General features: G+C 63.9%; 25 protein-coding genes and 2 tRNA genes. 9 read left to right on the plus strand and 18 right to left on the minus strand.

Going from position 1 to position 24,701, the window contains the following annotated elements; translation table 11 throughout:
• Positions 1-44: 44 nt before the first annotated feature.
• Positions 45-1,145 carry an NADH:flavin oxidoreductase gene (locus tag JXQ94_RS13575; protein ID WP_421924328.1) on the plus strand — a complete coding sequence of 367 codons (1,101 nt, stop codon included), beginning with the start codon at positions 45-47 and terminating at the stop codon, positions 1,143-1,145.
• Positions 1,146-1,227: 82 nt separating this feature from the next.
• Here the strand turns inward: JXQ94_RS13575 and JXQ94_RS13580 are convergent, their stop codons facing one another.
• The 11 genes from JXQ94_RS13580 to JXQ94_RS13630 all read right to left on the minus strand — a co-directional run bounded on the left by JXQ94_RS13580 (position 1,228) and on the right by JXQ94_RS13630 (position 7,354).
• Positions 1,228-1,680 carry a GNAT family N-acetyltransferase gene (locus JXQ94_RS13580; RefSeq protein ID WP_421924329.1) on the minus strand — a complete coding sequence of 151 codons (453 nt, stop codon included), beginning with the start codon at positions 1,678-1,680 and terminating at the stop codon, positions 1,228-1,230.
• Positions 1,681-1,882: 202 nt separating this feature from the next.
• Positions 1,883-1,957, minus strand: a tRNA-Phe gene (locus JXQ94_RS13585).
• 137 nt (positions 1,958-2,094) lie between these two features.
• Complete coding sequence (locus JXQ94_RS13590; protein ID WP_421924377.1) at positions 2,095-2,262, minus strand: DNA gyrase inhibitor YacG; 168 nt, start codon at positions 2,260-2,262, stop codon at positions 2,095-2,097.
• A gap of 82 nt (positions 2,263-2,344) precedes the next feature.
• Positions 2,345-3,418, minus strand: a complete 1,074-nt coding sequence (locus JXQ94_RS13595) for a ribonuclease E/G (protein WP_421924330.1) — start codon at positions 3,416-3,418, stop codon at positions 2,345-2,347.
• A complete protein-coding gene (locus JXQ94_RS13600; RefSeq protein WP_421924332.1) occupies positions 3,415-4,041 on the minus strand; it encodes a Maf family nucleotide pyrophosphatase in 627 nt (208 codons plus the stop codon). Before JXQ94_RS13600 ends, JXQ94_RS13595 begins: the two co-directional genes overlap by 4 nt.
• A gap of 25 nt (positions 4,042-4,066) precedes the next feature.
• Positions 4,067-4,285, minus strand: a complete 219-nt coding sequence (gene infA / locus JXQ94_RS13605) for a translation initiation factor IF-1 (RefSeq protein WP_011643070.1) — start codon at positions 4,283-4,285, stop codon at positions 4,067-4,069.
• Between the two features lie 120 nt (positions 4,286-4,405).
• Positions 4,406-4,840 carry a low molecular weight phosphatase family protein gene (locus JXQ94_RS13610; protein WP_421924333.1) on the minus strand — a complete coding sequence of 145 codons (435 nt, stop codon included), beginning with the start codon at positions 4,838-4,840 and terminating at the stop codon, positions 4,406-4,408.
• On the minus strand, positions 4,837-5,319 hold the full coding sequence (locus JXQ94_RS13615) for a UPF0262 family protein (protein WP_421924334.1): 483 nt from the start codon (positions 5,317-5,319) through the stop codon (positions 4,837-4,839). Before JXQ94_RS13615 ends, JXQ94_RS13610 begins: the two co-directional genes overlap by 4 nt.
• Positions 5,316-5,783 (minus strand): DUF2948 family protein, encoded by a 468-nt coding sequence (locus tag JXQ94_RS13620; RefSeq protein ID WP_421924335.1) that lies wholly within the window; start codon positions 5,781-5,783, stop codon positions 5,316-5,318. Before JXQ94_RS13620 ends, JXQ94_RS13615 begins: the two co-directional genes overlap by 4 nt.
• A gap of 14 nt (positions 5,784-5,797) precedes the next feature.
• Positions 5,798-7,069: a UDP-N-acetylglucosamine 1-carboxyvinyltransferase gene (gene murA, locus JXQ94_RS13625; RefSeq protein WP_421924336.1), complete on the minus strand. Its 1,272-nt coding sequence runs from the start codon at positions 7,067-7,069 to the stop codon at positions 5,798-5,800.
• A 75-nt stretch (positions 7,070-7,144) separates the two neighbouring features.
• Positions 7,145-7,354 carry a hypothetical protein gene (locus tag JXQ94_RS13630; RefSeq protein WP_421924337.1) on the minus strand — a complete coding sequence of 70 codons (210 nt, stop codon included), beginning with the start codon at positions 7,352-7,354 and terminating at the stop codon, positions 7,145-7,147.
• Positions 7,355-7,458: 104 nt separating this feature from the next.
• Here JXQ94_RS13630 and JXQ94_RS13635 point away from each other — a divergent pair.
• The 3 genes from JXQ94_RS13635 (at position 7,459) to pip (ending at position 9,148) form a co-directional block, all read left to right on the plus strand.
• Positions 7,459-7,533 (plus strand) — tRNA-Thr (locus tag JXQ94_RS13635).
• 182 nt (positions 7,534-7,715) lie between these two features.
• Positions 7,716-8,129: a hypothetical protein gene (locus JXQ94_RS13640; protein WP_421924338.1), complete on the plus strand. Its 414-nt coding sequence runs from the start codon at positions 7,716-7,718 to the stop codon at positions 8,127-8,129.
• Positions 8,126-9,148, plus strand: a complete 1,023-nt coding sequence (gene pip / locus JXQ94_RS13645) for a prolyl aminopeptidase (RefSeq protein ID WP_421924339.1) — start codon at positions 8,126-8,128, stop codon at positions 9,146-9,148. Before JXQ94_RS13640 ends, pip begins: the two co-directional genes overlap by 4 nt.
• On the opposite strand, the gene JXQ94_RS13650 is transcribed toward pip, so the two are convergent.
• The gene (locus JXQ94_RS13650) at positions 9,145-9,876 is read right to left on the minus strand and encodes a DUF2793 domain-containing protein (protein WP_421924340.1); all 732 of its coding nucleotides are present in this window, start codon (positions 9,874-9,876) and stop codon (positions 9,145-9,147) included. The genes pip and JXQ94_RS13650 overlap by 4 nt on opposite strands.
• Before the next feature lie 157 nt (positions 9,877-10,033).
• On the opposite strand from JXQ94_RS13650, the gene JXQ94_RS13655 reads away from it, so the two are divergent.
• The 3 genes from JXQ94_RS13655 (at position 10,034) to JXQ94_RS13665 (ending at position 14,193) form a co-directional block, all read left to right on the plus strand.
• Positions 10,034-11,476, plus strand: a complete 1,443-nt coding sequence (locus JXQ94_RS13655) for a methylmalonyl-CoA mutase family protein (protein WP_421924342.1) — start codon at positions 10,034-10,036, stop codon at positions 11,474-11,476.
• Positions 11,473-13,647 (plus strand): methylmalonyl-CoA mutase, encoded by a 2,175-nt coding sequence (scpA, locus tag JXQ94_RS13660; protein ID WP_421924343.1) that lies wholly within the window; start codon positions 11,473-11,475, stop codon positions 13,645-13,647. The genes JXQ94_RS13655 and scpA overlap by 4 nt, the downstream gene beginning before the upstream one ends.
• 66 nt (positions 13,648-13,713) lie before the next feature.
• A complete protein-coding gene (locus JXQ94_RS13665; RefSeq protein ID WP_421924344.1) occupies positions 13,714-14,193 on the plus strand; it encodes a CC0125/CC1285 family lipoprotein in 480 nt (159 codons plus the stop codon).
• A 6-nt stretch (positions 14,194-14,199) separates the two neighbouring features.
• Here JXQ94_RS13665 and JXQ94_RS13670 read toward each other — a convergent pair whose 3' ends face one another.
• The 4 genes from JXQ94_RS13670 to JXQ94_RS13685 form a co-directional block, all read right to left on the minus strand.
• Positions 14,200-14,568, minus strand: a complete 369-nt coding sequence (locus tag JXQ94_RS13670) for an MmcQ/YjbR family DNA-binding protein (RefSeq protein WP_421924345.1) — start codon at positions 14,566-14,568, stop codon at positions 14,200-14,202.
• Between the two features lie 6 nt (positions 14,569-14,574).
• A complete protein-coding gene (locus JXQ94_RS13675; protein WP_421924346.1) occupies positions 14,575-15,186 on the minus strand; it encodes a hypothetical protein in 612 nt (203 codons plus the stop codon).
• 3 nt (positions 15,187-15,189) lie between these two features.
• The gene (locus JXQ94_RS13680) at positions 15,190-16,239 is read right to left on the minus strand and encodes a hypothetical protein (RefSeq protein WP_421924347.1); all 1,050 of its coding nucleotides are present in this window, start codon (positions 16,237-16,239) and stop codon (positions 15,190-15,192) included.
• A 174-nt stretch (positions 16,240-16,413) separates the two neighbouring features.
• Positions 16,414-18,933, minus strand: a complete 2,520-nt coding sequence (locus tag JXQ94_RS13685) for a TonB-dependent receptor (protein ID WP_421924348.1) — start codon at positions 18,931-18,933, stop codon at positions 16,414-16,416.
• 279 nt (positions 18,934-19,212) lie between these two features.
• Here JXQ94_RS13685 and JXQ94_RS13690 point away from each other — a divergent pair, with 279 nt between their 5' ends.
• Positions 19,213-21,267: a S9 family peptidase gene (locus JXQ94_RS13690; protein ID WP_421924349.1), complete on the plus strand. Its 2,055-nt coding sequence runs from the start codon at positions 19,213-19,215 to the stop codon at positions 21,265-21,267.
• A complete protein-coding gene (locus JXQ94_RS13695) occupies positions 21,264-22,196 on the plus strand; it encodes a carbon-nitrogen hydrolase family protein (protein ID WP_421924350.1) in 933 nt (310 codons plus the stop codon). The genes JXQ94_RS13690 and JXQ94_RS13695 overlap by 4 nt, the downstream gene beginning before the upstream one ends.
• A 15-nt stretch (positions 22,197-22,211) precedes the next feature.
• Here the strand turns inward: JXQ94_RS13695 and JXQ94_RS13700 are convergent, their stop codons facing one another.
• A complete protein-coding gene (locus tag JXQ94_RS13700) occupies positions 22,212-22,841 on the minus strand; it encodes a glutathione S-transferase family protein (RefSeq protein WP_421924351.1) in 630 nt (209 codons plus the stop codon).
• 9 nt (positions 22,842-22,850) lie between these two features.
• Entirely contained in the window at positions 22,851-24,599 is a 1,749-nt protein-coding gene (locus tag JXQ94_RS13705) for an amidase (protein WP_421924352.1), read from the minus strand.
• Positions 24,600-24,701: the final 102 nt, after the last annotated feature.

Below are 24,701 nucleotides of genomic sequence, written 5' to 3' on the forward strand. Positions count from 1 at the left end.
ACTTCCCTACCTGTTGGCCCAGTTCATTTCGCGAGGATCACCGCATGACCGCCACTGACGCTCTTTTCCGCCCCTTCTCCCTGGGCTCGCTCACCCTCCCAAACCGGATCGTTATGGCACCGATGACCCGGTCGAAAAGCCCGGGCGGCGTGCCCGGACAACCGGTTGTCGATTATTATCGCCGTCGGGCCGAGAATGCGGTCGGCCTGATCATCACCGAGGGAACGACGGTCGACCGTCCCGGCGCCAGCTTCGACCCGGCCATACCGAATTTTCATGAGGCAGATTCGCTGGCCGGCTGGAAAAACGTGGTGGACGCCGTCCACGCCGCCGGTGGCAAGATCGCGCCGCAACTCTGGCATGTCGGCCTGGCTCGCAAGCCGGGCACCGGCCCCCACCCCGAAGCCAAGTCCGACAGCCCTTCCGGCATCGTCCCCGGTGGCAAACAGGTCGGCGACGCGATGAGTGCCGAGGATATCGCTGACACCATCGCGGCCTTTGCCAAGGCCGCCAAGGCAGCCGCCGAAATCGGCTTTGACGCCATCGAGCTGCATGGCGCCCATGGCTATCTGCTCGATCAGTTTTTCTGGGAGGGCATGAATCAGCGCGATGACCGCTTCGGCGGCGGGCTGGTCGAGCGCACCACGATCGTCCAGGAAATCGTCAAGGCCGTGCGCGCGGAAATTCCCGCCGACCTGCCCCTCATCCTGCGCTACTCGCAGTGGAAACAGCAGGACTATAATGCCCGCCTCGCAGACACGCCGGATGCGCTGGGCGAATTCCTCGGCCCGCTCTCCGATGCCGGCGTCGACATCTTCCACGCCTCCACGCGCCGTTTCTGGATCCCGGAGTTCGAGGGTTCCGATCTCAATCTCGCCGGCTGGACCCAGAAACTCACCGGCAAGCCGGCCATCACTGTCGGCTCGGTCGGTCTGAATTCAGACTTCATCGGGGCTTTCATGGGCGAGAATTCGCCCGCCGCTTCGCTGGACGGGCTGATCGAGCGCCTGGAACGCAACGAGTTCGACCTCGTCGCCGTTGGTCGCGCCCTCATCTCTGACCCGGAATGGGCCGCCAAGGTCCGCGATGGCCGTTTCGACGAGCTGGAAGACTTCAGTGCGGAGGCGCTGAAGGAATTGGTGTGATCACCCGCGCCAGACAGACAAATGCGAAAGCGCCCGGCCGACTGGTGGCCGGGCGCTTGCCTGAGAAAGGGTCTCCCCACCGTCAGTCGCTCGGGAGGCCTTTTCTCATGCAAACGGTCTTGCCGCGGCAGGACACCACGACCCAGCCCAAATGCTGATAAAGTCGGACATTCGCGGGCATTTCAACATGGGTGTTTAGACGCATTTCCTCAAAGCCCTGCTTGGTGGCTTCGCCCTCTGAAATCCGCATCAATTCGCGACCAAGTCCCTTCCCGCAATGGTCAGGATGAACCGCCAGATTCGCGAGTTTCATGAATCCATCGCCGGCAACAAGAACAAGACCCGCGATGATCTCGCCGCCCAGCAAGGCGACCCAGACCTGATTGTCGCGAATATCCTCCGCACACCCCTCCGATACCGCTGGCAAATCAGGGATCCGCGCCGCGTACCGGGCATAGGCCGCCTCCATACAGGCCGCCAAATCAGCAGCATCCGCTTCTTGGGCGCGGCGTATGGTCGGGGTCTGTGTCGTCATGTGATCGGGCCCGTCACGCGCGTTCGAGTGTGAGAACTCATAGCCCGAACCCTGAAGGTGTGAAACCGGGTCGCCTCAGCCCCGAAAATGGCGGGCGCGTCTTTCGAGGCCTCTGCCAGAAATGTCGCGCAACCGCGCATGCGCGGCGATGCCTTGCGACGGTCTGAAGCACCAGACGAGACATTGTTGGCTGAGAGAAAAATGGTGCCCGGGGGCGGAATTGAACCACCGACACGCGGATTTTCAATCCGCTGCTCTACCCCTGAGCTACCCGGGCACCGTGTCGAACAGCTGCCTCGGCAGCCAATCGAGAGCGCGGTTTATAGGTCGGGCATGGATGCGTGTCCATGGCCCTTTTCAGCAAATTCACAACCGGTGGCAGTCATCATCGCACCATGGCGCCCGCGCGTGCCCCTACTGATCTTCTTCGCTGGCCGGATTGTCTTCGGCGACGTCGGCAGCCTCGCCGGGAATGGCATAGGAACCGCTCACCCATTTGCCCAGGTCGACATCAGCACATCGCTTGGAACAGAAGGGTTTGAACTCGGGGTCGGCCGGCTGGCGGCAAATCGGACATTTCATCATGTGTCTCCTTTGCGGGAGCGAATGGACAGGACCTGGGCCCGGGTCTGGGCCTGGGTCTGGGTCTGGGTCTGGGTCTGGGTCAGGCGCGAGCGACGCGGCACTCATGCCGGTCAAGATCGGTCTGTTCGGCCAGCTCGAAGCGCGGACCAATCCGGTCTGTCAGAGCCGCACGCCAGGCGATGGCATCGCTGCCAAGCCAGGCAAAGACCTCACCCGGTACGGCCAGGCGCAGCTTGCGGGCCCGGTCATGCCGCGCCTCGCCTTCCAGGCGGCGCAAGGCCGCCAGGGCGGCCGTCTCGACAGTGAGGCGGCCATCGGCCTCCAGCATGATCTCGGACAGGGTGCGACCACGACGCTGGCGGGCCACTTCGCCAATACAGAATTGCGAGAGCGGGGCCACATCGACCTTGGCCCTGTCACGGCGGAAAGCACCGCGCAGGGTCTGCTCGACCGCCTTGCGATCGGGCTGGCCACGCATGTGCACGAAATCGATCGCCAGCAGGCCGCCAATCCCGCGCATACGCGCTTGACGGGCCACTTCCTTGGCGGCGGAATTATTGAGCTGAACGGCCAGCTGGGCCGCATTGCCCTGGCCCTTGCGGCCATCGGCATCCACGTCGACCGTCGTCATCGCGCGCGTGGTCTCGATATAGAGCGAGCCTCCCCCCGGAATCGCCACACCCGGCAGGAGGGCGTCATCGAAGGCTGCCGCGAGATCATGATCGGTCTCATCGGCCCAGATGGCCTCGGCATCGCCGAAGACACGCACCAGGCGCTGGGCGATGATTTCCGCCGGCTCGAGACAATCGGGAGCATCGCCCGGCTCGACCTCGACGAGACCCAGATTCGGCCCCTTCTCGGCATAGGCTTCGCGAGCCACGCGAACTCCGATGGCGGCGCCCTCGTGCAGACCCTTGGGACGCCCGGACTTGCCAAAGGGCAGGAAGCCTTCCTCGCCGATACCCAGATCGACAAAGGCGGCATTGAGTGCCGGCTCGACGCGCTTTACCCGACCGCGAAAGATCTCGCCTTCAATGGCCCGCTGCCCGGCTTCCGACCAACGTTCGAGATGAAGCTCGACAAGGCGCCCATTCTCCGCCACGGCGGCGCGGGTTTCGCCGATATTTTCCTCGATCAGGATCTGACGATTCATGACGTCTCTGCCTCGCCCATGCGCGCCGTCGCTGGATAGCCCAACCCCGTCAGCATATTGGCGGTCTCGTAAAGCGGCAGCCCCACGACACCGGTGAAGGAGCCGATCAGATTGATGACAAAACAGCCGGCCCGGCCCTGAATGGCATAACCACCCGCCTTCCCCCGCCATTCGCCGGAGGCGAGATAGGCGGCGATTTCCGGCTCGGACAAGCGCTTGAACTTGACCCGAGTCTCCACGACCCGCGCCGCAAAGCGACCATCCGGGGCACGTGCAGCAATCCCGGTGAAGACCCGGTGATTGCGCCCCGACAGCAGGTCCAGACAGCGTCGGGCCTCGGCTTCGTCCTCGGTCTTGGGCAGAACCCGCCGACCGACGCCGACCACCGTGTCGGCCGCCAGTACAAAGGCATCCTCGGCGCCGGGATGGGCCATGGCTTTTTCCTGCGCAAGGCGCAAGGCGAGAGGCCCGGGCAGCTCGCCGGGTATCTCGTGCTCATCGATATGAGTGGGTTCGACCGCGTCAGGGGTCAGGCCCGCCCCGCTCAACAAGTCGAAGCGTCGGGGCGAGGCACTGGCCAGGATCAGGCGCGGGCGGGGGTGTGCCCTGTCGGCAAGCGTCATCGCGTCACCACGCCGGCCCTCATGCTTACTTGAAGCGATAGGTGATCCGGCCCTTGGTCAGATCATAGGGCGTCATCTCGACCAGCACTTTGTCACCGGCGAGAACGCGAATACGGTTCTTGCGCATCTTGCCCGCCGTGTGGGCAATGATTTCATGTTCATTCTCGAGTTTGACCCGGAAGGTCGCATTCGGAAGCAGTTCCGTGACTTCGCCCGGGAACTCCAACAACTCTTCTTTCGCCATGCGGCTCCTCGTTTCCGGCCCTGTGTGGGCACAAAAATTGGGGTGTAACGTCCGACTCGCCGAGCGAGCGGCGCACCGGAGCGCGCTGTATACTCCCTCTCACCGGCAAAAGTCGAGACGTCAGGCGCTTTTTGGGGTGGGTTCCCACTGCGCAACCTGCGCCGCGATGGCGTCACGGGTTTCGCGATAGGCCGCAATCTTCATGTCGCGATTGCCGCCGGTCTCGCTGGGATCCGGAATTGGCCAGGCCTGGAACTCCGCCCCGGTCCGCGCGGCATACTCCTTGGCCATGCGGTCGGCTGCGGTGGACAGCGAGACAATTATGTCGGCCGGCGGTTCTCCGACTCCATTGAGGGCGATAGGTGAGAAGTCTTCCAGATCGACCTTCTTCTCCAGCATGACCGAGACCATGAAGGGATCGACGAAAGCCGCCGGGATGACACCGCAGGATCGGGCCGTGGCCTCATTCCCGAAACGCAGGCGCCAGAGGGCTTCGCCCATGGGCGAGCGGATCGCATTGCGACCACACACGAAGAGCACAGATGGCAGGCTCATGACGCGGCCCGCCGATGCAGGGCGCAGATCAGGGTGAACAGGCGGCGCGCGGTGTCGAAATCGACTTCGATCTTGCCGGTCAGGCGTTCGCGCAGCAGCGTGGAGCCCTCATTATGCACGCCACGCCGGGCCATATCGATGGCCTCGATCCGTTCCAGCGGCGCATCGCGAACGGCTTCGTAATAGCTCTCGCAGATCAGGAAATAGTCCTTGATGATCCGGCGGAGCGGCCCCAGCGCGAAAACGAAGCCGTGCACCGGTGTGTTATTCTCCTGGCGCACATCAAAGACCAGCCGGTCGTGCTCGATCGCGAGGCGCAATGCAAATGGACCATCGGCGTCGCCGTCGGGCCGAAAGCGATTGCCTTCGAGAAGGTCCGCGATTGCCACACGGCGCTCGTGATCGGCATTGACGTCACCCGGCCCCATGCTGGCGCCATCCAGGTCGATACTGACAATCCTGTCTCCGGACTGGCTCATGAATCGGGTGTCTCTCCGTCAGCCGCATCGACGTCTGCGTCGAGGGCATGTTCCGGCCGGGCTGATGCCCGCCAGGGGCGAGACAGGTCAACCATGACCACATCCAGGCATTCGACATCAAGGCGCAGCTCACCGCCACCGGAAAATGTGCAAATTACCTGTCCGGACGGCATTTCGCCCGTTTCGAAGCGCAGGGAGAGCAGATTGACCACCGCATCCTCGGCACCCTGTCGGATATTGGCCGAGCGCGCGGCCGTGACCTGACCGATCTGGACACCGCAACGCACCCGCCGGTCACGCCGCCCGGATTCCCAGCAGAAGCGGTTGAAGGCCATGGTGAAGGCGCGCTCGCGGCGTGAATAGACGAAATCCCCCAACAGGGCCACGGCATCCTGGAGCGCCGTCGAAACCGCCTGCAAGTCCTGCTCGTCCAGCGCGGTCAGTCGCAAGGGAGAAACCATCATATGACGTCCTGTATTCAGTCCCCGTCGGGCAAGCGTTCAATGCGGGCGCCACAGCCTGACAACTTGGCCTCGAGCCGCTCGAAGCCTCGATCAAGATGATAGACCCGGTTGACCACGGTTTCGCCCTCGGCGGCAAGACCGGCGATAACCAGACTGACCGAGGCGCGCAGATCCGTTGCCATCACCGGCGCACCGCGCAGGCGGTCGACACCGCGCACAACCGCCTCATTGCCATGCACCGTGATATCGGCACCAAGGCGCGCGAGTTCGGGGGCATGCATGAACCGGTTTTCGAAAATTGTCTCTCGGATCACCGAAGACCCGTTGGCCAATGCCATCACCGCCATGAATTGCGCCTGGGCGTCGGTGGGAAAGCCCGGGAAGGGCTGGGTCTCGATATCGACACTGTCCAGACGACTGCCATTGCGGGCCACGCGGACACCATCGGCAACGGCTTCAACCGATACGCCGGCCTCGGTCATGGACGACCACAGAGCCTTGTTGTGGGCCAGCACGGCGCCCTCCAGCACCGTGTCGCCGCCCGCCGCGGCGACGGCCAGGGCGTAGGTCGCGGTCTCGATCCGGTCAGCCACGACCTTGTGGGTCACGCCGGACAGACGGGACTGGCCCTGGATGCGGATAGTCGAGGTCCCCGCCCCTTCAATGGTGGCGCCCATGGCGCTCAGGCAATCCGCGAGATCGACGATCTCGGGCTCGCGCGCCGCATTTTCGATCACGCTCTCGCCACGCGCCAGGGAGGCGGCCAGCATGGCATGTTCGGTCGCGCCGACCGAGGCGAACGGCAAATCGATCTCGCCACCGACCAGACCGCCGGACGGGGCCTTGGCCGTGACATAGCCCTCGGCAATCTCGATCTCTGCCCCCAGCGCCTTGAGCGCCTTGAGGTGCAGATCCACCGGGCGCGCGCCGATGGCACAGCCGCCGGGCAAGGAGACACGGGCATGGCCCTCACGGGCAAGCAGCGGCCCGAGTACGTTGAAGCTGGCGCGCATTTTCCGCACCAGGTCATAGGGCGCAAAAGTATCGCTGATCTCGGCAGCGTGCAGACGCAGCCGGGCCGGTTCCGAATCGCTGACCTCGACACCCAGTTCGGCCAGCAAATGCCCCAGGAAGCGGCTGTCGGCGAGGCGCGGCATCCGGGTGAGGATGAGCGGCTCATCCGTCAGCAATGCGGCGGCCATCAGTTTGAGCGCCGAGTTCTTGGCCCCGCTGATATCGATTCGACCTTCAAGGCGCGCGCCGCCCTGGATGACAATCCGGTCCATGAGAACTCCTTAAAACCCTGATGCGCTTGGCATGACTTGAACAGATCGCCATCCCAGAGCCCGATCCGGGCGGCATTATGACGGGTCGGTGGGCTTTTCTGAGGCGGTTTGTGCAGCCGCACTGTCATTTTCCGTCGGCACGTCATCCGGCTTGCGGGCTGCGGCCTTGCGCCGACGCAGATTGGCGCGCAGCGCCTCGGCCAGGCGCGCTTCCCGGCTGTTTGGCGCGGCTTGGACGCGTTTCTGACGTGGCGGCTTGGCGGGGGGATCGGTGGGCGTGTTCATGCAATTGGTCATGTCGAACGCTGCACATCACGTCAAGACACTCTTGGCGTGGCGGCGGGCTTGCGTTATATGCCCGGCTCTCGCTCGCCGAAAGGCGACCCGGCGCCGCTATAGCTCAGGGGTAGAGCGTTCCCTTGGTAAGGGAGAGGTCGAGTGTTCAATTCACTCTAGCGGCACCATTCCTCGCACATCATTGTAGAGCCACCCCTTTGGGGACGAGGCTTGTCGTCACCGTCCTGTCTGGTATTGGCAGTAGGGATGGGCTGCACGGGCGAGATCCTGCGCGGCGGGGAAGACGGGGGACACTGTGCGACTATTCCGATCGGACTGGATCAGGGCCGGTGGCGCCGTTGCGGTCGCCATGTCCACTGCGACCTATATCATCGGCACTCACTCGCCTGCCAACGTGGCGCAGAGTGCCGACTCCGTCGTCTACAGCATTCTTCACATGACCGAGCGCATGGCGGACCGGCAGGCTTGCCCACTCGATCTCGGCCAAGCCCGCGCGCTCATCGAGCAGCAGCACGCCACATCCGGCCTGACGCTCGAATACAGCCCGCTTGCCGATGGCCCCGATGTTCTGCTGCACGCATTCTCCGCAGAGCACACAATTTCCGATACCGACACACCGGCCCGGTGTTCATGGACAATCGAGATCAGCTATCAGGGCCAGTCCCTGGTCCACCGGGCGGTAACTGAGCCCGCAGAGCTACCGGCAAGTCCGGTCGGCTTGTCGGCCGAGACGGGCAGTCTGATCTCGGCACCGAATCGATGAGCGCCTTCTTTCCAGAGCCGGTCGTCCGGCGCGAAGGCCGCCTCGCAGTCAGTGACGGGCATGAACTGCATTGGGAGTGCTGCGGCAACCCGCAGGGCTTGCCACTGGTCTTCCTGCACGGCGGGCCGGGTTCAGGCATTTCGCCCAAATTCCGGCGCATGTTTGACCCTGCCATCTATAATTTGATCCTGTTCGACCAGCGTGGCACCGGACGCTCGACACCGCATCTGTCAGTGACCGGCAACACCACGCAGCATCTTGTCGCCGACATCGAGGCCCTGCGAGCCCATCTCGGGCTTGATTGCTGGATGGTGTTCGGTCCTTCCTGGGGGTCCACCCTCGCCCTCGTTTACGCCCAGACCCATCCCGAGGCTGTCAGCGCACTCGTCGTGGAGGCCGTTTTCGCGGCGCGTCCGGATGAGCTGAGCTGGTGGCACGGGCCTGACGGTGCGCGGCGCTTTTTTCCGGATGCTTTCGCCGACTTCATCGCGCCGGTCCCCGCCGCGCTGCGAAACGACCACACGGCGATTGCCCATTGGTATCTCGACGCCATGCAGGCCGAGATCGCCGCTGGAATGCCGGACCTGGCCGGGCTGGAACAGCCAGAGACGCCACTGGAAACCCTTCGCAACTCAGCCCTTTATCGCTGGACCGAGTATGAGGACCGGATGTCCTATCTCGACAATCCGGCCGAGTCCGTGCGCGCCGGGTTGAGCGTTCGAGGCCGGAACTTCCTCGCGGCCCATTCACTCATTGAAGCGCATTATTTCAGCCACGCCTGTTTCCTGGAACCAAACGAGATTTTCAACCGGGCGGGTCGTCTCGCCGAGATCCCGATGGGGATACTCCACTCGCGCTATGACATGATCTGCCCGGCGCGCGTGGCATTTGACCTGGCCGAGGCGTGCCCGCATGCCGATTTTCGTCTGGTCGCCGTCAACGGGCACGGCATGACCGACGCCACACAGCGTGAACTGAACAATCTGATGGCCGATTTGACGGCCTCACTCACCGCCTAGGCACTCGGCGCAACCGGGCGCCAGGCGTGAATGGCTATCGCGACGGCTCCACCCGTAAAGTCTCCGCCATTGGCCGTGAGGACGACCGGCGCGTCAGCGTAAAAGGCTGTCGGGCCGATCACGCCGATATTGCTCGAGCCGGCAGCGACCCCGAGCGAGCCACCGAATTTGCTGAGTTCCCCGGCAATTCCGCAGTCAAAGGAGAGCGCGCCGGTAATGGATGCGCGGGTGCGGACGGACACAGCGAAAACTACCGATCGGGCCGGAATAACGAGGGTCGATTGCACGCTGTTGCCGGTCAGGCCCTCAATGACTTCGTCACCCAGCCAGGCCTGCGTCGCAGCGCCTGAATCGCCTTCGGCGAGCACGTGTTGGGGTCGCGCGTGCCGCCAGCGCTGCGCGCCGGCATCCCAGCGCACATCGCTGGCCTCGTCCCGGACGTGTACACACCAGCGATCCAGGGGGCTGTAGGCATGCCAGCTGCCATCGCGAAATACGGCGAGATCACCGGCCTCGAATCCGGACCAGCTATCGCCCGACGCGCCGACCGGGATCAACCACGCCGCCCCCTCTCCCGGCTCGGTCGGTTGGGCTGCCAGTAACCGGCTTTCCACAACCGTCCGGACCAGCGCATCAAGGCGAAGAAGCGCCTCATTCACTGTGACGTGCTTTTGCGCCTGCGCGGGCTGCACGAGTGGCAGATGAAGGGTCGGACTGGTCTGGGACATGGGTTATCTCCTCGCTGGCCCGCCAGTCTGTGGCAATATGGAGCCGTGAGGATTGGGCCGTGCACTGTCCACGCTTCAGGCGGCCACTTGACGCGCGGACCGTGCGCGCTTTTTCTCCGCAGCAGAACGATAACGAGAAGATCGAGGACATTCGGGCATGACCGACTCTATCCGCAGCCTCGCCGGGGGTTTCCCGTCGCAATCGCCCGACAATTGGGCCGCCCTGGCCGAGAAGGCGCTGCGCGGCGCCGGTTTTGCGGAGACACTCGGCCGCTCGACGATCGACGGTATCGAGCGCGGTCCGGCCTTCTTCAGCCGCCCTGATGCTGCCCATGCTGTCGACGCAGCCCCGCGCGATCTCTATCTGCCTTGGGGCATCCGCCAGACGCTTGTCGAGGCTTCGCCCGGGGCCGCCAATGCCGCCGCGCTGGACGATCTCATGGGCGGTGTGTCGGAGCTGGAATTGCGGCTGGACCCAACCGGGGCTCACGGGCTCAAGGCCAATGAAATCGACCTGTTGGATACGGCGCTCAAGGGCGTTGATCTCACCCTCGCCCCGATCCATCTGGACAGTGTCGGCGGTCAGGGTCATCACGCCCATCTGCTTCTCGCACTTCTCGCTCGCCGCCGGATTGATGGTGAAACGGTCAGTGGCGGGCTTGGCCTTCACCCGATCGAGCGCGCGGCCCGCCAAGGCGTCGCGTTGGAGGCACAATGCTTCCCCAAGACTGCAGAACTGACCGGGCTGACGCACGCCGCTTTCCCCAATCTGAAAGTTTTCCGCTGCGAAGCGGCCCACATGTTCGAGGCCGGCGCCAGCGAAACGCAGGAGCTGGCCATCATGGCAGGCTCCGCCGCGACCTATATGCGGGTGATGATGGAGACCGGGCTGGACGCCAGTTCAGCCGCTCGCGCCATCGAGGCCCGGCTCGCTGCCGATGCGGATATTCACCTCACCATCGCCAAACTGCGCGCCGCACGCCGGATCTTTGCCCGGATCGCCGAGAGCTTTGGCGCCACAGGCGAGGCGCGGCGCCTGACCCTGCACGCGACCACCGCCGGACGCATGCTGTCGGCGAGCGATGCCTGGACCAATCTTGTCCGCAATGCCTGCGCCGGTTTTGCTGCGGCTGCCGGTGGCGCAGACGCGATCACGGTTCGCCCCATGACCGATGCGATCGGCCGGCCGACCCGGTTTGCCCGTCGCGTGGCGCGCAATCTTCACATCCTGCTGGCCGAGGAAAGCCATCTCGGCAAGGTCACTGACCCGGCGGCCGGCTCCTACCTGCATGAGACCCTGGCTGACAGCCTGGCCAATCAGGCCTGGTCGCTATTCCAGGAGATCGAGCGCCGAGGTGGTCTTGTCGAGGCCTTCGCATCGGGCTGGCTGCAAGGCGAGATCGCCATTTCGCGTGCCGCGCACCTGGCCCGTATCGAGAGCGGCCAGACGCCAATTCTCGGCGTGACACAGTACAAGGACCCCGATCCGAGACCCGTGGAGACAGATGGCGTGTGGCCCGAGATCGACGCGCCGGAAGGAGCATTGACCGCGACGCGTTTTGCCGCCGGCTTCGAGCCCGCGATGGAGGCCGCCCAATGACCCGACCGACCGACATCACCGCAACCGAGACCACGGCGCCCGACTTCACAACAATCGGTCTCGGCCAGGCCGGCAGCCCTGGCGCCGGCTCCCGCGAACCCTGGACGCCAGCCGAGGGCATCCCGGTCCGGTCGCAGTATCGCGCCGAGGACACAGCCGGCATCGACTTCCTGGGCACTGTCCCCGGCGCCGCTCCCTTCGTCCGTGGTCCCTACCCCACCATGTATGGCCAGCGCCCCTGGACGATCCGTCAATATGCCGGCTTCTCGACGGCAGAGGACTCCAACGCCTTCTATCGCCGCAATCTGGCCGCCGGTCAGAAAGGGCTATCGGTCGCCTTCGACCTGGCCACGCACCGCGGATACGACTCGGATCATCCCCGTGTCGCCGGCGATGTCGGCATGGCCGGGGTCGCCATCGACAGCATCTATGACACCCGTACCCTGTTCGACGGCATCCCGCTGGACCAGATGTCTGTCTCGATGACGATGAATGGTGCCGTCCTTCCGATCATGGCGCTGTATATCGTGGCTGCCGAGGAACAGGGCGTGAAGCCGGAACAACTCTCGGGGACGATCCAGAACGACATCCTCAAGGAGTTCATGGTCCGCAACACCTATATCTATCCACCCACGCCTTCGATGCGGATCATTTCGGACATTTTCGCGTACACGTCGGAGCACATGCCGCGCTTCAACTCGATCTCGATTTCCGGCTATCACATGCAGGAGGCGGGCGCTCCGGCCGACCTCGAGCTCGCCTATACGATCGCCGACGGGCTGGACTACATCCAGACCGGGATTGATGCCGGCCTCGATGTCGACAGTTTTGCACCGCGGCTCTCCTTCTTCTTCGGCATCGGCATGAATGTCTTCATGGAGATCGCCAAGCTGCGCGCGGCACGCCTCCTCTGGGCCAAGCTGGTCAAGGAACGCTTCAACCCGAAGTCCGACAAGTCGATTTGCCTGCGCACACATTGCCAGACCTCCGGCTGGTCTCTGGCCGCGCAGGATGTGTTCAACAATGTCGGGCGGACGACCCTGGAGGCGATCGCCGCGGTGGACGGACACACCCAGTCGCTGCACACCAACTCACTCGACGAGGCGCTGGCCCTGCCCACCGACTTCTCGGCCCGCATAGCCCGCAATACCCAGCTCCTCCTGGCCGGCGAAGCGCATCTCTGCGACGCGATCGACCCCTGGGGCGGGAGCCATTACATCGAACGCCTGACCCATGACCTGGCGGCCCGGGCGCTGGATCACATCGCTGAAGTCGACGAGCTCGGCGGCATGGCCAAGGCCATCGAGGCCGGTATTCCCAAGCTCCGCATCGAGGAAGCGGCCGCCCGGACCCAGGCGATGATCGACAGCGGCCGCCAGACCATCACCGGGGTCAACAAGTTCCGCCTCGACGAGGAAGAGGATGTGCCCGTCCTCAAGGTCGACAATTACCTCGTTCGCAAACAGCAGATCGAGAAACTGGACCGCCTGCGTGCCGAACGCGATCCCAAGGCGCTCAAGGCCGCATTGGATGCCTTGACCGAGGCAGCCCGCACCGGAGACGGAAATCTGCTGGCCCTTTCGGTCGACGCGGCCCGTGCCAAAGCCACCGTCGGCGAAATCTCCGATGCGATGGAAATCGCCTTCAACCGCCATGTCGCGAAGATCAAGACGGTCAAAGGGGTTTATGGCGAGGTCGCCGGCGATGATGACCGGGTCAAGAAAGCCCGTTCGCTCGCCGAAGCATTCCAGGCGCGATTTGGCGAAAAGCCGAAAATCCTGATCGCCAAGCTGGGTCAGGACGGCCATGACCGTGGCCAGAAAGTCGTCGCTTCGGCCTATGCCGATCTCGGCTGGGAGGTTGTCGTCGGACCACTCTTCCAGACACCGGAAGAAGCCGCCGCCCTGGCTGTCGCGGAGAAGGTGCACGCCGCCGCGGCGTCCTCACTGGCGGCCGGCCACCTCACGCTGGTGCCGGAATTGCGCAATGCGCTGTCCGATCAGGGCCGGGAGGACATCCTGGTGATTGTCGGCGGCGTGATCCCGCCAGACGACGAGCCCGTCCTGCGCCAGATGGGCGCCGCCGCCGTCTTCCCGCCCGGCACTGTCATAGCCGACAGCGCCCTGGTGCTGCTGGAACGCATGGGGATGGAGCCGGAAGCGGCGGAATGAGCATTCATCGACGCGTCAGGCGGGCTGTGGCAGGGTTCTTTCCGAACCCTGTCCAAGGAGCCCGCCATGCGTCACCTGATCTTTCCGCTCGTCCTTGCGGCCAGCCTGGCCGCCTGCGTCTCCGCACCCACCACTTACGGCCCAGCCAATGGCAGTGATCGCGGCTGGTCGCAGACACGCATTGAGCAGGACCGGTTCCGGATTCGATTCGAGGCCGGGTCGGACATGGAGTTTGACGAAGTTGAGCTGATGGCGCTGCGCCGGGCGGCCGAGGTCACGCTCGAGCAGGGCGGCGAGTGGTTCCTGGTCAGCAGCCGCAATGCCGAGGGCAATGATCGCAATCCGGTCGGCGTCTCGACCGGCGTCGGGATTTCCACGGGCTCTCGCGGATACTCATCCCGCGGCATCGGGGTCGGACTGAATTTCGACGCCTCGGCCGGAGAGAAATCCGTCTCACTGGAAATCCTCGTCCGCTCAGGGCCGCGGCCGCAGGATGTTCGCGTCTATGATGCCCGCGAGATTCTCGCCAATGCGGCCGGTGGCTAGCCCCGGTCAGGCCTCTGGCAACAGACCCAGTTCACGCTGCTTTTTCTTGGACAATCCCGATGCGATGATGGCGTGTGAGCGCTCGAGATAGGCCTGTAGATCATCATCCGTCAGAGCTCCCGGCTCAAAGGACTGGATCCAGGTCATGCCCCGTGATGCGAGATAGGGCGCGGGACGAAGCCCGTCCTGCTCCTTGAGAATTTCAAAGGAAAGTGGCGTTACCTTGAAGGAAATGCCCGCATGGTCACTATCGGACCATCCAGCGACGGCGAAGACCTTGCCGCCGACTTTCCAGACATCCGCCCCGCCCCACTGCACAACATGTGACGTCGCGACCAACCCGCTGCAGAACTGATTGAAACCGTCCCGGTCCATGACGGATCAGCCAGCCAGCGCCTTCGCCTGCCCGACCCAGTCATCACGACGGATACGACCACGCCCCTTGATGGCGTCATCCCAGCGGTCGATATCGGCGTCCGTCCACGCCGCGATCTGGCTGACCGATGTCACATCACCCGCTTTCAGTGCAGCCGCAGCTTTCGGACCCAAGCCCTTGATGGCGCCCAGATCATCGGATGCCGACGCCTTCCCGGCCGGCTTGGACGCAGGCTTGGATGCCGGTTTGGACTCTCGCTTCGGGGCTGGCTTGGTGGCCGGCTTGGCTTTTGATTTCGCAGTCGCCTTTGCCGCTGCGACCGGCTTGTCAGCCGGCACTTCCGGCGCTGGCACCGGGTCCGGCATCGCGATTTCGGGACGCTCGGCCCGAGCCGGCGTGAGCTCGGACGCGAGAGCGACGCTGGTGGCTGCACTCTCGGCATCGCCCAGACGACGGGCCAGATTCTCGTTTTCCTGACGCAGACGGGCATTCTCGGCGATGGCCGCATCGGCCTCGGCGCTGCGCGCGTCACCGGACCAGAGCTGGTATCCAACGAAAACGCCGAATCCGACTGCCAGTAACAGCAAAATGCCCATTTCCCAGATAAGGTAAAACATGCCTCAGCCCTCAAGCGTCGCGATTGCAAATGATATGGCGCTGTCCTGGCTGTCCACCAGCACAACTGAAATACGTGTATCCTCGGTGACGCTGCCGCCGACCAGACTCGCCACTTCCGCGATCCGGTCGCTATCAAGTTCGGCGTCATCGGACTCACGGCGAATGGACACCGTCATGGCGGCTCCATCCGGACAGGCGGCAAACATGCGTCCGACCCGGCGCAACGCCACCGACGTGAAGGGGCTGGGCGCAGACCCGGCCCGCTCGAAGCGCAGCGTTTCAGTCCCCTGAGCCGCCAGGATGACCGCCGAACAGGCCGCCACATCCTCGACACGGACAACCGCAGGCGCGCCGGATGGTGTCACGACGCTGGCAGCCCGGAACGGCTCCGGCATGGTGCCGAGTGCCTGGCTGACCGATTGCGCAACCTGCGGATTGGGTGCGTCACCGACAAGGGCGCCCTGCTCACCGCGCAGCACGGCAGCACCGCGATCGAGCCTCGCCAACTGGCCGAGCAGACGCTTCGCCGCCTCCTCCCAGTCCGGTGACGCGGAACCACCCGGCACGAGCGTGAGATCCGTATCCGCGCCCTGTGGGAAATTGGCCGCCGCATAGCTGGCAATCGCGTCGCGCGCGCCGGCATCTGTCGCATCACCTCGGACCAGGACCCGGCCATTCATGGCGACATCGGCCCGAAAGATGAAGCCCGACTGCAGGCGGGCCTCGAGCGTCTCATCGACGACCCGCGTCACGCCGCCAGCGACCACACCGCCACTCCAGGTGGAGGCCAGGACCGTGGCGAGCGCGTCGGCCCGCGCCTCGTCGTCTGGCGCGGCGCCGGTAAGAATGGCCCGCTGACCATCCATCCGGACACTGGCCCAGTCATGCCCGCGCAGCGTCAGAGCCTCGCGGGCGCCTGCAGCCAGGCGCGTTTCAATGGCGCCAACGGAGAACGGCCCGAAGGAAAACAGGATCACGGCAGTGAACAGGACGATTCCGGCCGCCATCAGCAGCGTCTTTTGAATGCGGGGTGTCATCGCGAGGTCGACCATGATTCATCCATAGAGAATGGCCAGTCATCACCGGAAAACGGCAGATTGAAGGCCAACGTCCACTCGGGAAATAACATTAAAGGTCAGGCACCTCCATAGGGCAAGCAGCGCCTGACGATACAAAAAGGGCCGGAGCTTGCGCTCCGGCCCCTCAAGCATCTGGTTGCGATGTGCCTAGTTGCGCACGCGCAGGGTCAGACCATAGGTGCGCGGGGCACCGAGGAATGCGTTGAACGAACCCGGCTGGAACGGTCCGTCAAACCCGACCTGGACATATTCCTCGTCCAGCAGGTTGCGGCCCCACAGCTCGAGCGACCAAGCGTCGTCGTCGGCACTGAGACCCACGCGACCATTGAAGACCGCATAGGCGTCCTGTTGCTTCTCGGGATCGAGATCCGAACCGGTGTTCTGCTCGGACAACCATCGCGCGTCGAGGTGAGCGAGCCAGTTCATGCCACTGTCCAGCTGGCCCGTGTAGGAGACCGAGCCAGAGGCATACCATTCCGGAGCCAGAGAGAAGTTCTGACCGGACAGACGGTCCACATCAGCCGTACCGGTCGGCGCGAAATTGTCGTAGCGCGCGTCCGCATAGGTCACACCGCCCTGAAGGGTCAGGCCCGGCATGCTCTCCGGCAGCCACAGGATTTCGGCTTCCGCACCCTGGGTCGACGCACCGTCGATCGAGGTCACGAAGAAGCCGATGCCGTTGAACGTGTTCAGCTGGTAGGTCTCGAAGTCAGAGCTGAACAGGTAGAGGTTAGCCAGCACCGTGTCATTGAGCCATTCGGTCTTGAAACCGATCTCGACGCTGTCGACGATTTCCGGATCGAAACGTGCCGGATAGCTCGTCGGGTCAGCCAGGACAGACTGGAAATCAACCGCCGAGGAACCCGCCTGCGTGAAGCGGTCCAGGTTGAAGCCACCAGCCTTGTAGCCGCGCGAGAACGTACCATAGACGAGCAGGTCGTCATTGATGCGGTGCGAGATCGAGAGCAGGCCGGAAATCTCGTTTTCCTCAAGCGACTGCGTGTTGTCGATCTGCGAGTAGACATCACGCGAGAACGGCAGACAGGTGAAGGTGCCGAAGGTCACCAGGTCGGCCACAGCCACGCCGGAACCGGCCGAGAAGCCGCTCAGGATTGCCTGGTTGAGCGGAGTCGAGAAGTCCAGGGCATCGCCGAACACGGCTTCCCAGACGTCACAGGCCGGCACCGAGCTGTCCGCAAAGTCGAACGTCGCCGTCTTGTCGGTGCTGGTATGACGCAGACCGAAGGTGATGTCCGTGTTTTCCAGCACGTGCCAGGTATTGTGCGTGAAGAAGCTGAGGCTCTCGCCCTGCTGGGTGAAGGTATCGCCCAGCGGGTTGCCGCCACCAAGCGGCGTGCCCGAACCCGGTGCGATCCCGCCGAAGCCCGGGATGAAAGTGAAGCCAAGACCATTGGCCAGATCGGTGACCAGGGTCGGGCTGCCACCAAGCAGGCCGAGATAGGGTTCAAAGACGGACCCCATCTGGATCGCATCGCCGCGCTCGAGATCTTCGTCCGAATAGTACATGCCAACCATCCAGTCGACGCTTTCACCTTCACCGGAGAAGCGCAGCTCGAAGGTCGTATTGTCGAAATCGAACGTGTTGTTGGACGCGTCACGGAACACGATATCGGCACCCGTGAAGTCGGTGTCCTGACCGGAACGCAGGGAATAGCTGCGATCCGACACGATTGCGGTCATGTCGAAATTGTCGAATTCCCAGTTCAGCTCGCCGCTGAAACCGTGGTCGATGATGTTCTGGCCGGTGTCCCGGTTGGACTGGATGACGCGGCTGAACGGATCTTCAGCCCCCGGAAGCGGACGCGCACCCGGCACCAGGCCATTGATGGCGAACGCGGTCGGGCCGGAGACCAGGCTCGGCGCACCACAGCAGAACTCTTCGCGCTTCGTGTAATCAGCTGACAGCAGCAGATTCACATTGTCGGCGAAGTCGACGAGGAATTGCGTGCGCAGGGTATAATAGTCCTGATCGCCATCGCGCGTTTCCGTGCGCGGGCCGCCAAAGGTTTCAACCTGCTGGAAGCCGTCGCGCTCGCGATAGGCACCAAAGACGCGCATCGCCAGGTTATCGTCGATCCCACCGGTGAAGCCACCGGCGATGCCGTAACCCTCTTCTGCGCCGGCAACGTAATCCAGCTCGGCATGGGAGCTGAACTCATACTCAGGGCGCTTGGTCACGACATTGATGATGCCGGCCGAGGTGTTGGCGCCGAACAACGTACCTTGCGGGCCGCGCAGGACTTCGATGCGCTCCAGCTCACCGAGATCATTGAAGCCGACGCCATTGCGGGCGCGCGGCACACCGTCAATGACGATGCCGACAGATGATTCGAGGCCCGGATTGTCGCCAACCGTACCGATCCCGCGGATGCGGGCCGTGGTGACGAATTCGTTCGAGGTCGAGGTCACATTGATGCCCGGCGCGATAACGGCCAGGTCTTTCAGGTCGCGGACACCGGCATTCTGAAGCAGTTCCGCGTTATAAGCGGTCACGGCGACCGGGACATCCTGGATGCCCTGTTCGCGCTTCTGAGCAGTCACGGTGATGATGTCGACCGAGCGGGCTTCCTGGGCAAAAGCCGAGGCGCCAGAAATCGCGATTGCCGAAGCAGCCGCGAACAGAAGTGTGCGTTTGGTGGATGACATTCTCTAACTTCCTCCCGTTGGGATGGCGATCATGGCGCCAATCTTTTTTTTGGTGCGGCAAATGGGGCTTTGTCCCATCATACGCTTGCAACTTGATCCAATTGCAGGTTTGGGTGAAGCACATTTGCTGCGTCGCCCACACGAAAAACCGCACCCAAGGCTCGAATTGGCGCGCTTTTTGGCGCTTTGTTGCCGTCGGGCCACAGCTTTACCTGGCGAGTGTGACATGAGGGACGAGCGCGCAGTGTTTCGCGCGACGGGGACGGATGGAGAGTGGTTGTGTTCAAACCGATAACTGGACTTCTTGCGGTGATCGCCTTTGCTGGCGCAGCATGCGGCCAATCTGACACACCCCTGCGAGCAGAAAGCGTCTTCCAGCTCGAAGCCGTTTCGGGACCACAGATTTCGCCGGACGGTTCCGCCATCGCTTATGTGCGGCGCACAAACGATGCGGCACTCGACCAAACCCGTTCGTCGATCTGGCTCATCGAACCGGATGGCAGCGGCCACCAGCCCCTGACCGAGCCAAGCATTCTGACAGGCATGCCGCGATGGTCTCCCGACAGCCAATACCTCGCCTATACCCGCGCTGACGAGCAGGGCGTCAGCCTGCGCACACGCGCCCTGAACGGGGATGACCGCCATGTCACCGACCTGCCCGGCGCGCCGGGCGGCCTGGCCTGGTCGCCAGACGGGCGTCATCTCGCCTACTCGGTCTTCCGGGCACAGCCCGGACTGGCGGCAGCCGCCCTGCCCGCTATCCCGGAAGGTGCCGACCGCGCGCCCTCTGCCGAGGTCGAGAACCGACTCGTTTTCCGCCTCGACGGCGCCGGTGCCATTCCGCCCGGCACGCAGTATTTCTACCTGGTCGAGCTGGAAACCGGCGACGTCAAACCACTCAGTCAGGACGCGCTTGGCGGATCCGGCGACTTCGCGTTCAGCCCAGATGGCCAGGCGCTCCTGTTTTCCGCCGACCGTCGCGAGCAATTGGGGGAACTTCCGCCGGACACCGAATTGCACCGCCTGGACATGGTGACCGGCAGCGTGACCCAGCTGACCGATCGTCGCGGCCCTGATGCCTCCCCGCGCCCGTCACCGGATGGGCGCTGGATTGCCTATCTCGGCTTTGATGACCGCCGCATGGGCTATCACAATACCGAGCTTTACCTGCGCTCGACCGAGACCGGCGAGACCCGGTCGCTGACCGCATCGCTCGATCGATCTGTGGGTAGTCCGCAATGGGCCGCCGACAGCGCCAGCCTCTATGTCCAGTTTGATGATCGCGGTACGACGCGGGTCGGACGGGTCAATCTCGATGGCGAGTTGAGCATTGTCGCAGACGGACTGATCGGCGCCACATTCGGACGCCCTTATACTGGTGGGTCCTATAGCGTCTCCAATGCCGGCGACGTCGCCTTTACGCCGGGCTCGCCGCAACAGCCGGCCGAGCTGGCGATTGTGCACGCCGGAGGCGAGACAGCCCGACTGACCGATCTCAACAGTGATGTCCTGTCCGACGTCGACCTTTCTCCGGCCGAGGCGATCAGCTGGGCCTCGCCCGCCGACGGTCGAGACATCTATGGCTGGGTCCTCTATCCGCCCGACTTCGACCCCAGCCGGACCTGGCCGATGATCCTGGAGATCCATGGCGGCCCCTTCACCGCCTATGGGCCGACCTTCTCCGCTGAGCTCCAGCTCATGGCTGCGGCCGGTTATGTCGTCGTCTATACCAATCCGCGTGGCTCAACGAGTTATGGCTATGACTTCGCCAACCTCATCCATCACGCCTATCCGGGCGAGGATTATGACGACCTCATGGGGGCGGTCGATCACATGCTGGGGCGCGGCTTCATCGATTCCGACCGGCTCTTCGTCACCGGCGGGTCGGGCGGCGGACTTCTCACCGCCTGGATCATCGGCAATACGGACCGCTTTGCAGCCGCCGCTTCGGTCAAGCCGGTGATCAACTGGTCGAGCTTCGTGCTCTATTCCGACCTGCCGCAATTCTTCTACCGCTACTGGTTCGCCAGCGCCCCCTGGGAGGACCCTGACGAGTATTGGCGCCGGTCTCCGCTGTCCCTGGTTGGCCGAGTCTCGACACCGACGCTGATGATGGTCGGCGGCGCCGACATGCGCACACCACGGGCCGAGACCGAACAGTTCTATTCCGCGCTCCACCTGAACGGTGTGCCGACGCGTCTGGTCATCATTCCCGAGAGTTTCCATGGCATCTCGAACTCGCGGCCCAGTCGCCTTCTGACCAAGGTCGCAGAGATCCTGCGCTGGTTCGAAGAATACGATCCTGGCGCCCGGGAAAACGGAGCGTCGGAGTGAAACAGGTCAAGCTCGCGGCCATCCAGGCCGCGCCAGTCTTCTTTGACCGCAAGGCCTCGACCGAGAAAGCCTGTGCGTTGATTGCCGAAGCTGGCCGGAGCGGGGCGGACCTCGCCGCTTTCGGCGAGACCTGGCTGCCCGGCTATCCCTTTTTCATCGAGGCCCCGTTGAGCGACCTCTGGTGGGAGGCCGCGGCGCTCTATGTCGAACAGGCGGTCAGGCTGGACGGCCCGGAAATCGCCGATCTGTGTCGTGCGGCACGCCAGGCCGGCACCGATGTCGTGATCGGGATTGCCGAGCTGGATCCGGCGACCGAGGGCTCGGTCTATGCCAGCCTTGTCTTCATATCCCGCGAAGGCGAACTGCTGGGGCGACACCGCAAGCTCAAACCCACCCATCATGAGCGTTCGGTATGGGCGGACGGAGATGCGGAAGGGCTGGTGGTTCATGCCCGACCCTTTGGCCGGCTCTCCGGGCTGAATTGCTGGGAACACAATATTGTCCTGCCCGGCTTCACGCTGATCAGCCAGGGCACGCAATTCCATGTTGCCGCCTGGCCGGGACGCGAACCGGAAATCGCGCCGAACGACCCCGTCTGGTCACGCCAGGTCCTCCTGTCCCGCGCGTTCGCAAGTCAGGCCGGCGCCTATGTGATCGCCCCCGCCGGCCTGCGGCTGCATACCCACGTGCCCGACCGTTTCAAACCGCTCAGCACCATCGAGCATACCGGACAGAGCGTGATCATTGATCCGCGCGGCGAGATCATCGCCGGCCCCGCCAACGGCGAAACCATCCTTTATGCGACCGCCAGTCTCGAGGAAATCCGCAAGGCGAAATCGGCGTGTGACCCGGCCGGGCATTACTCCCGACCGGACTTGTTCGAGCTGCGCCTGAAAGGCGAGACCATCTATCCGACGCGGCAATCCTGACCGGTCGGCGGCAGATCAGGCCTGGAGACTGGGGCGAGCACCAACCGCTTCACGCCAGCGCGCGAGATTATCGAGCCCCTCGGGCATGGGCAGTTTGATCCAGGCGGTGAAGTCGACGAAAACATACGCGGCGATGTCGGCGGCCGAGAAGGCGTCACCGGCCAGATAGGCGGCCTCGCCAAGCCGCGCGTCCAGGTCCTGGAGACAGGCAGACGCTCGCGCCCGCCCCCGCTCGATCAGTTCTGGCACCTGGGCATAGCGATTGGGGCCCGTCACCGAGGAATCCTTGAAGAATTCGGAACGGTTGCGCAGCGCTTCGGCAACCCCCATCAGGCCCTCACCTTCAACCCGCGCGGTCCACTCCGCGACCAGCGCTTTTTCAACCGGCGTCCGGCCGAGCATGGGCGGGTCGGGATAGACTTCCTCGAAATAGCGGGCAATCGAGGCATTATCACAAAGGACCGTGCCGTCATCGAGCGCCAGCGCCGGTACGGTGCAACGCGGATTGATGCTTCGGTAGGGCTCCTCGAATTGCGCCTTGGTGCCGAGGTCCACCTGCTCCGTCTCAACGGCAACACCCTTTTCGGCCATCAGGATGCGGGCCCGACGCGGGCTTGGCGCGGCGTTGTAATCGTAGAATTTCATGGCGAACTCCTAGAGGAAGGCTGGCGGATGATCATCGGCAACAGCAAGGCGGCGCTCCAGCTCGCGCCCCAGCGCGACCAGATTGCCCTCCTCGAACAGCGGCGCCCAGAGGCTGGTGGTTTGGGGCACACGGTGTGGCGTCGCGCGCTCACCAGCCGGGTCGCCGAAAATCGAGCGCGTCGGCACCTGATTATAGCCTGACTTGAAGGCCAGTTGTGGATGGCCGGTATAATTCGTGATGACCAGAAGCGCATTGGCGAAGTTGGGCCCGATCAGCGCGTCCAGCCCCTCCATCACCCCGTCCATCATTTCCATCACTTCGCGACGGAAACGATCGACATTGATCAGGTCCACCGCCGAGATGAAACGGGCCCGACGCCAGGTATTCGGCCAGGCCGCCGGATCCTGCCAGACCAGGCTGTCATCCTCGCCGGACAGGGTGAGATGCTCGAAGGCCGCCGCCGATTCAGCCTCCACGACGGCGAATAATCCGTCATAGGGCAAGGCTGGCAATTCGATTTCGACCAGCTCCACACCGGCGTCGCGCGCCGCCTGAAGCGCGGCACGGTCCGCGTCAGTTCCGGAATCGAACCAGGCCTGGTTATAGCCAACACGCATACCGGCGACGGATCGTCCGGCATCGATTTCCAGCCCCAGCGCGAGCGAACCGGCATCCGCCGCGTCATACCCGTTCAGCGCGGCAAGGACAGAGCCTGTATCCTCGACGGAGCGGCAAATCGGGCCGATCTTGTCGAGCGACCAGCACAGGGCCATCGCACCATGACGCGAGACGCGTCCAAAACTCGGTCGCAAACCGGTTGTGCCGCAGCGATTGGAGGGCGACACAATTGAGCCCAGCGTCTCGGTACCGATTCCGAAGGCAACCAGGCCGGCGGCCGTGGCCGAAGCCGAGCCGGCGCTGGAGCCAGAGGAGCCTTCCTCGGTATTCCAGGGATTGCGCGTGATGCCACCAAACCAGCGATCCCCATAGGCGATGGCGCCATTGGTGGTCTTGCCCAGCAGGACAGCCCCGGCCTCGCGCAGCTTGACGGTCGCCGTCGCATCAATTTCCGCAATCCGGTCCTGATAGGGCGTGGCGCCCCAGGTTGCGCGGACATCGGCGACGTCCACAATATCCTTCATGCCATAGGGAATGCCATGCAGCGGCCCACGGTCCTGGCCGGCGGCCAGCTCGCGATCGGCGGCGTCGGCCTGCGCGCGTGCAATCTCGGGGGTTACCGTCACGAAGCATTCCAGCGTCGCGCCGTAAGCCTCGATCCGCTGGAGATAAATATCGGTCAGGCGACGAGACGTGATAGCTCCGCGGCGCAGCCATTGCCCCAGCTTCCAGACCGGCGCAAAGGCGATCTGCGCCGGGTCGGACGGCAGGGGGCCGGCGTCAACACCGGACGGGACAAGCGCATTGCCCTGGTCGCGATAGCTGCGCGACCGCAGACGCGGGTCGAAGACCGTCGCGGGTGACAATGTATTGGGTTTGGCGTGCGCCCGCTGGCGAGTCATGCGGTCGATCCAGCCATCGATCTCAGCGACGACCATTTCCCGCTCGGCATCGGAGTAGCTGACATCGAACAGCGACTCGGCACAGTGCAGCGCCTCGGTCGTGACGGCGGGCGCACTTGCCGGCGCGGCAGAGGCGGCCTCCTGCCTTGCCAGGGCCGGGCCTGCTGTACCGGCGGTCACGGCAGCAATTGCGCCGCCTTTCAACACGTCTCTGCGCGATGTCTTGATACCGGACATGAACTCCCCCTTCACGCTGATTTGCCAGAGAAGGTGCGGCGCGGATGACCGGACTTCAATAGCTTGCCCGCCAAATGAGACACGTTTCCCCTCAAAATTGCC

Source organism: Maricaulis maris, assembly GCF_049116555.1.
GTDB lineage: Bacteria > Pseudomonadota > Alphaproteobacteria > Caulobacterales > Maricaulaceae > Maricaulis > Maricaulis maris_C.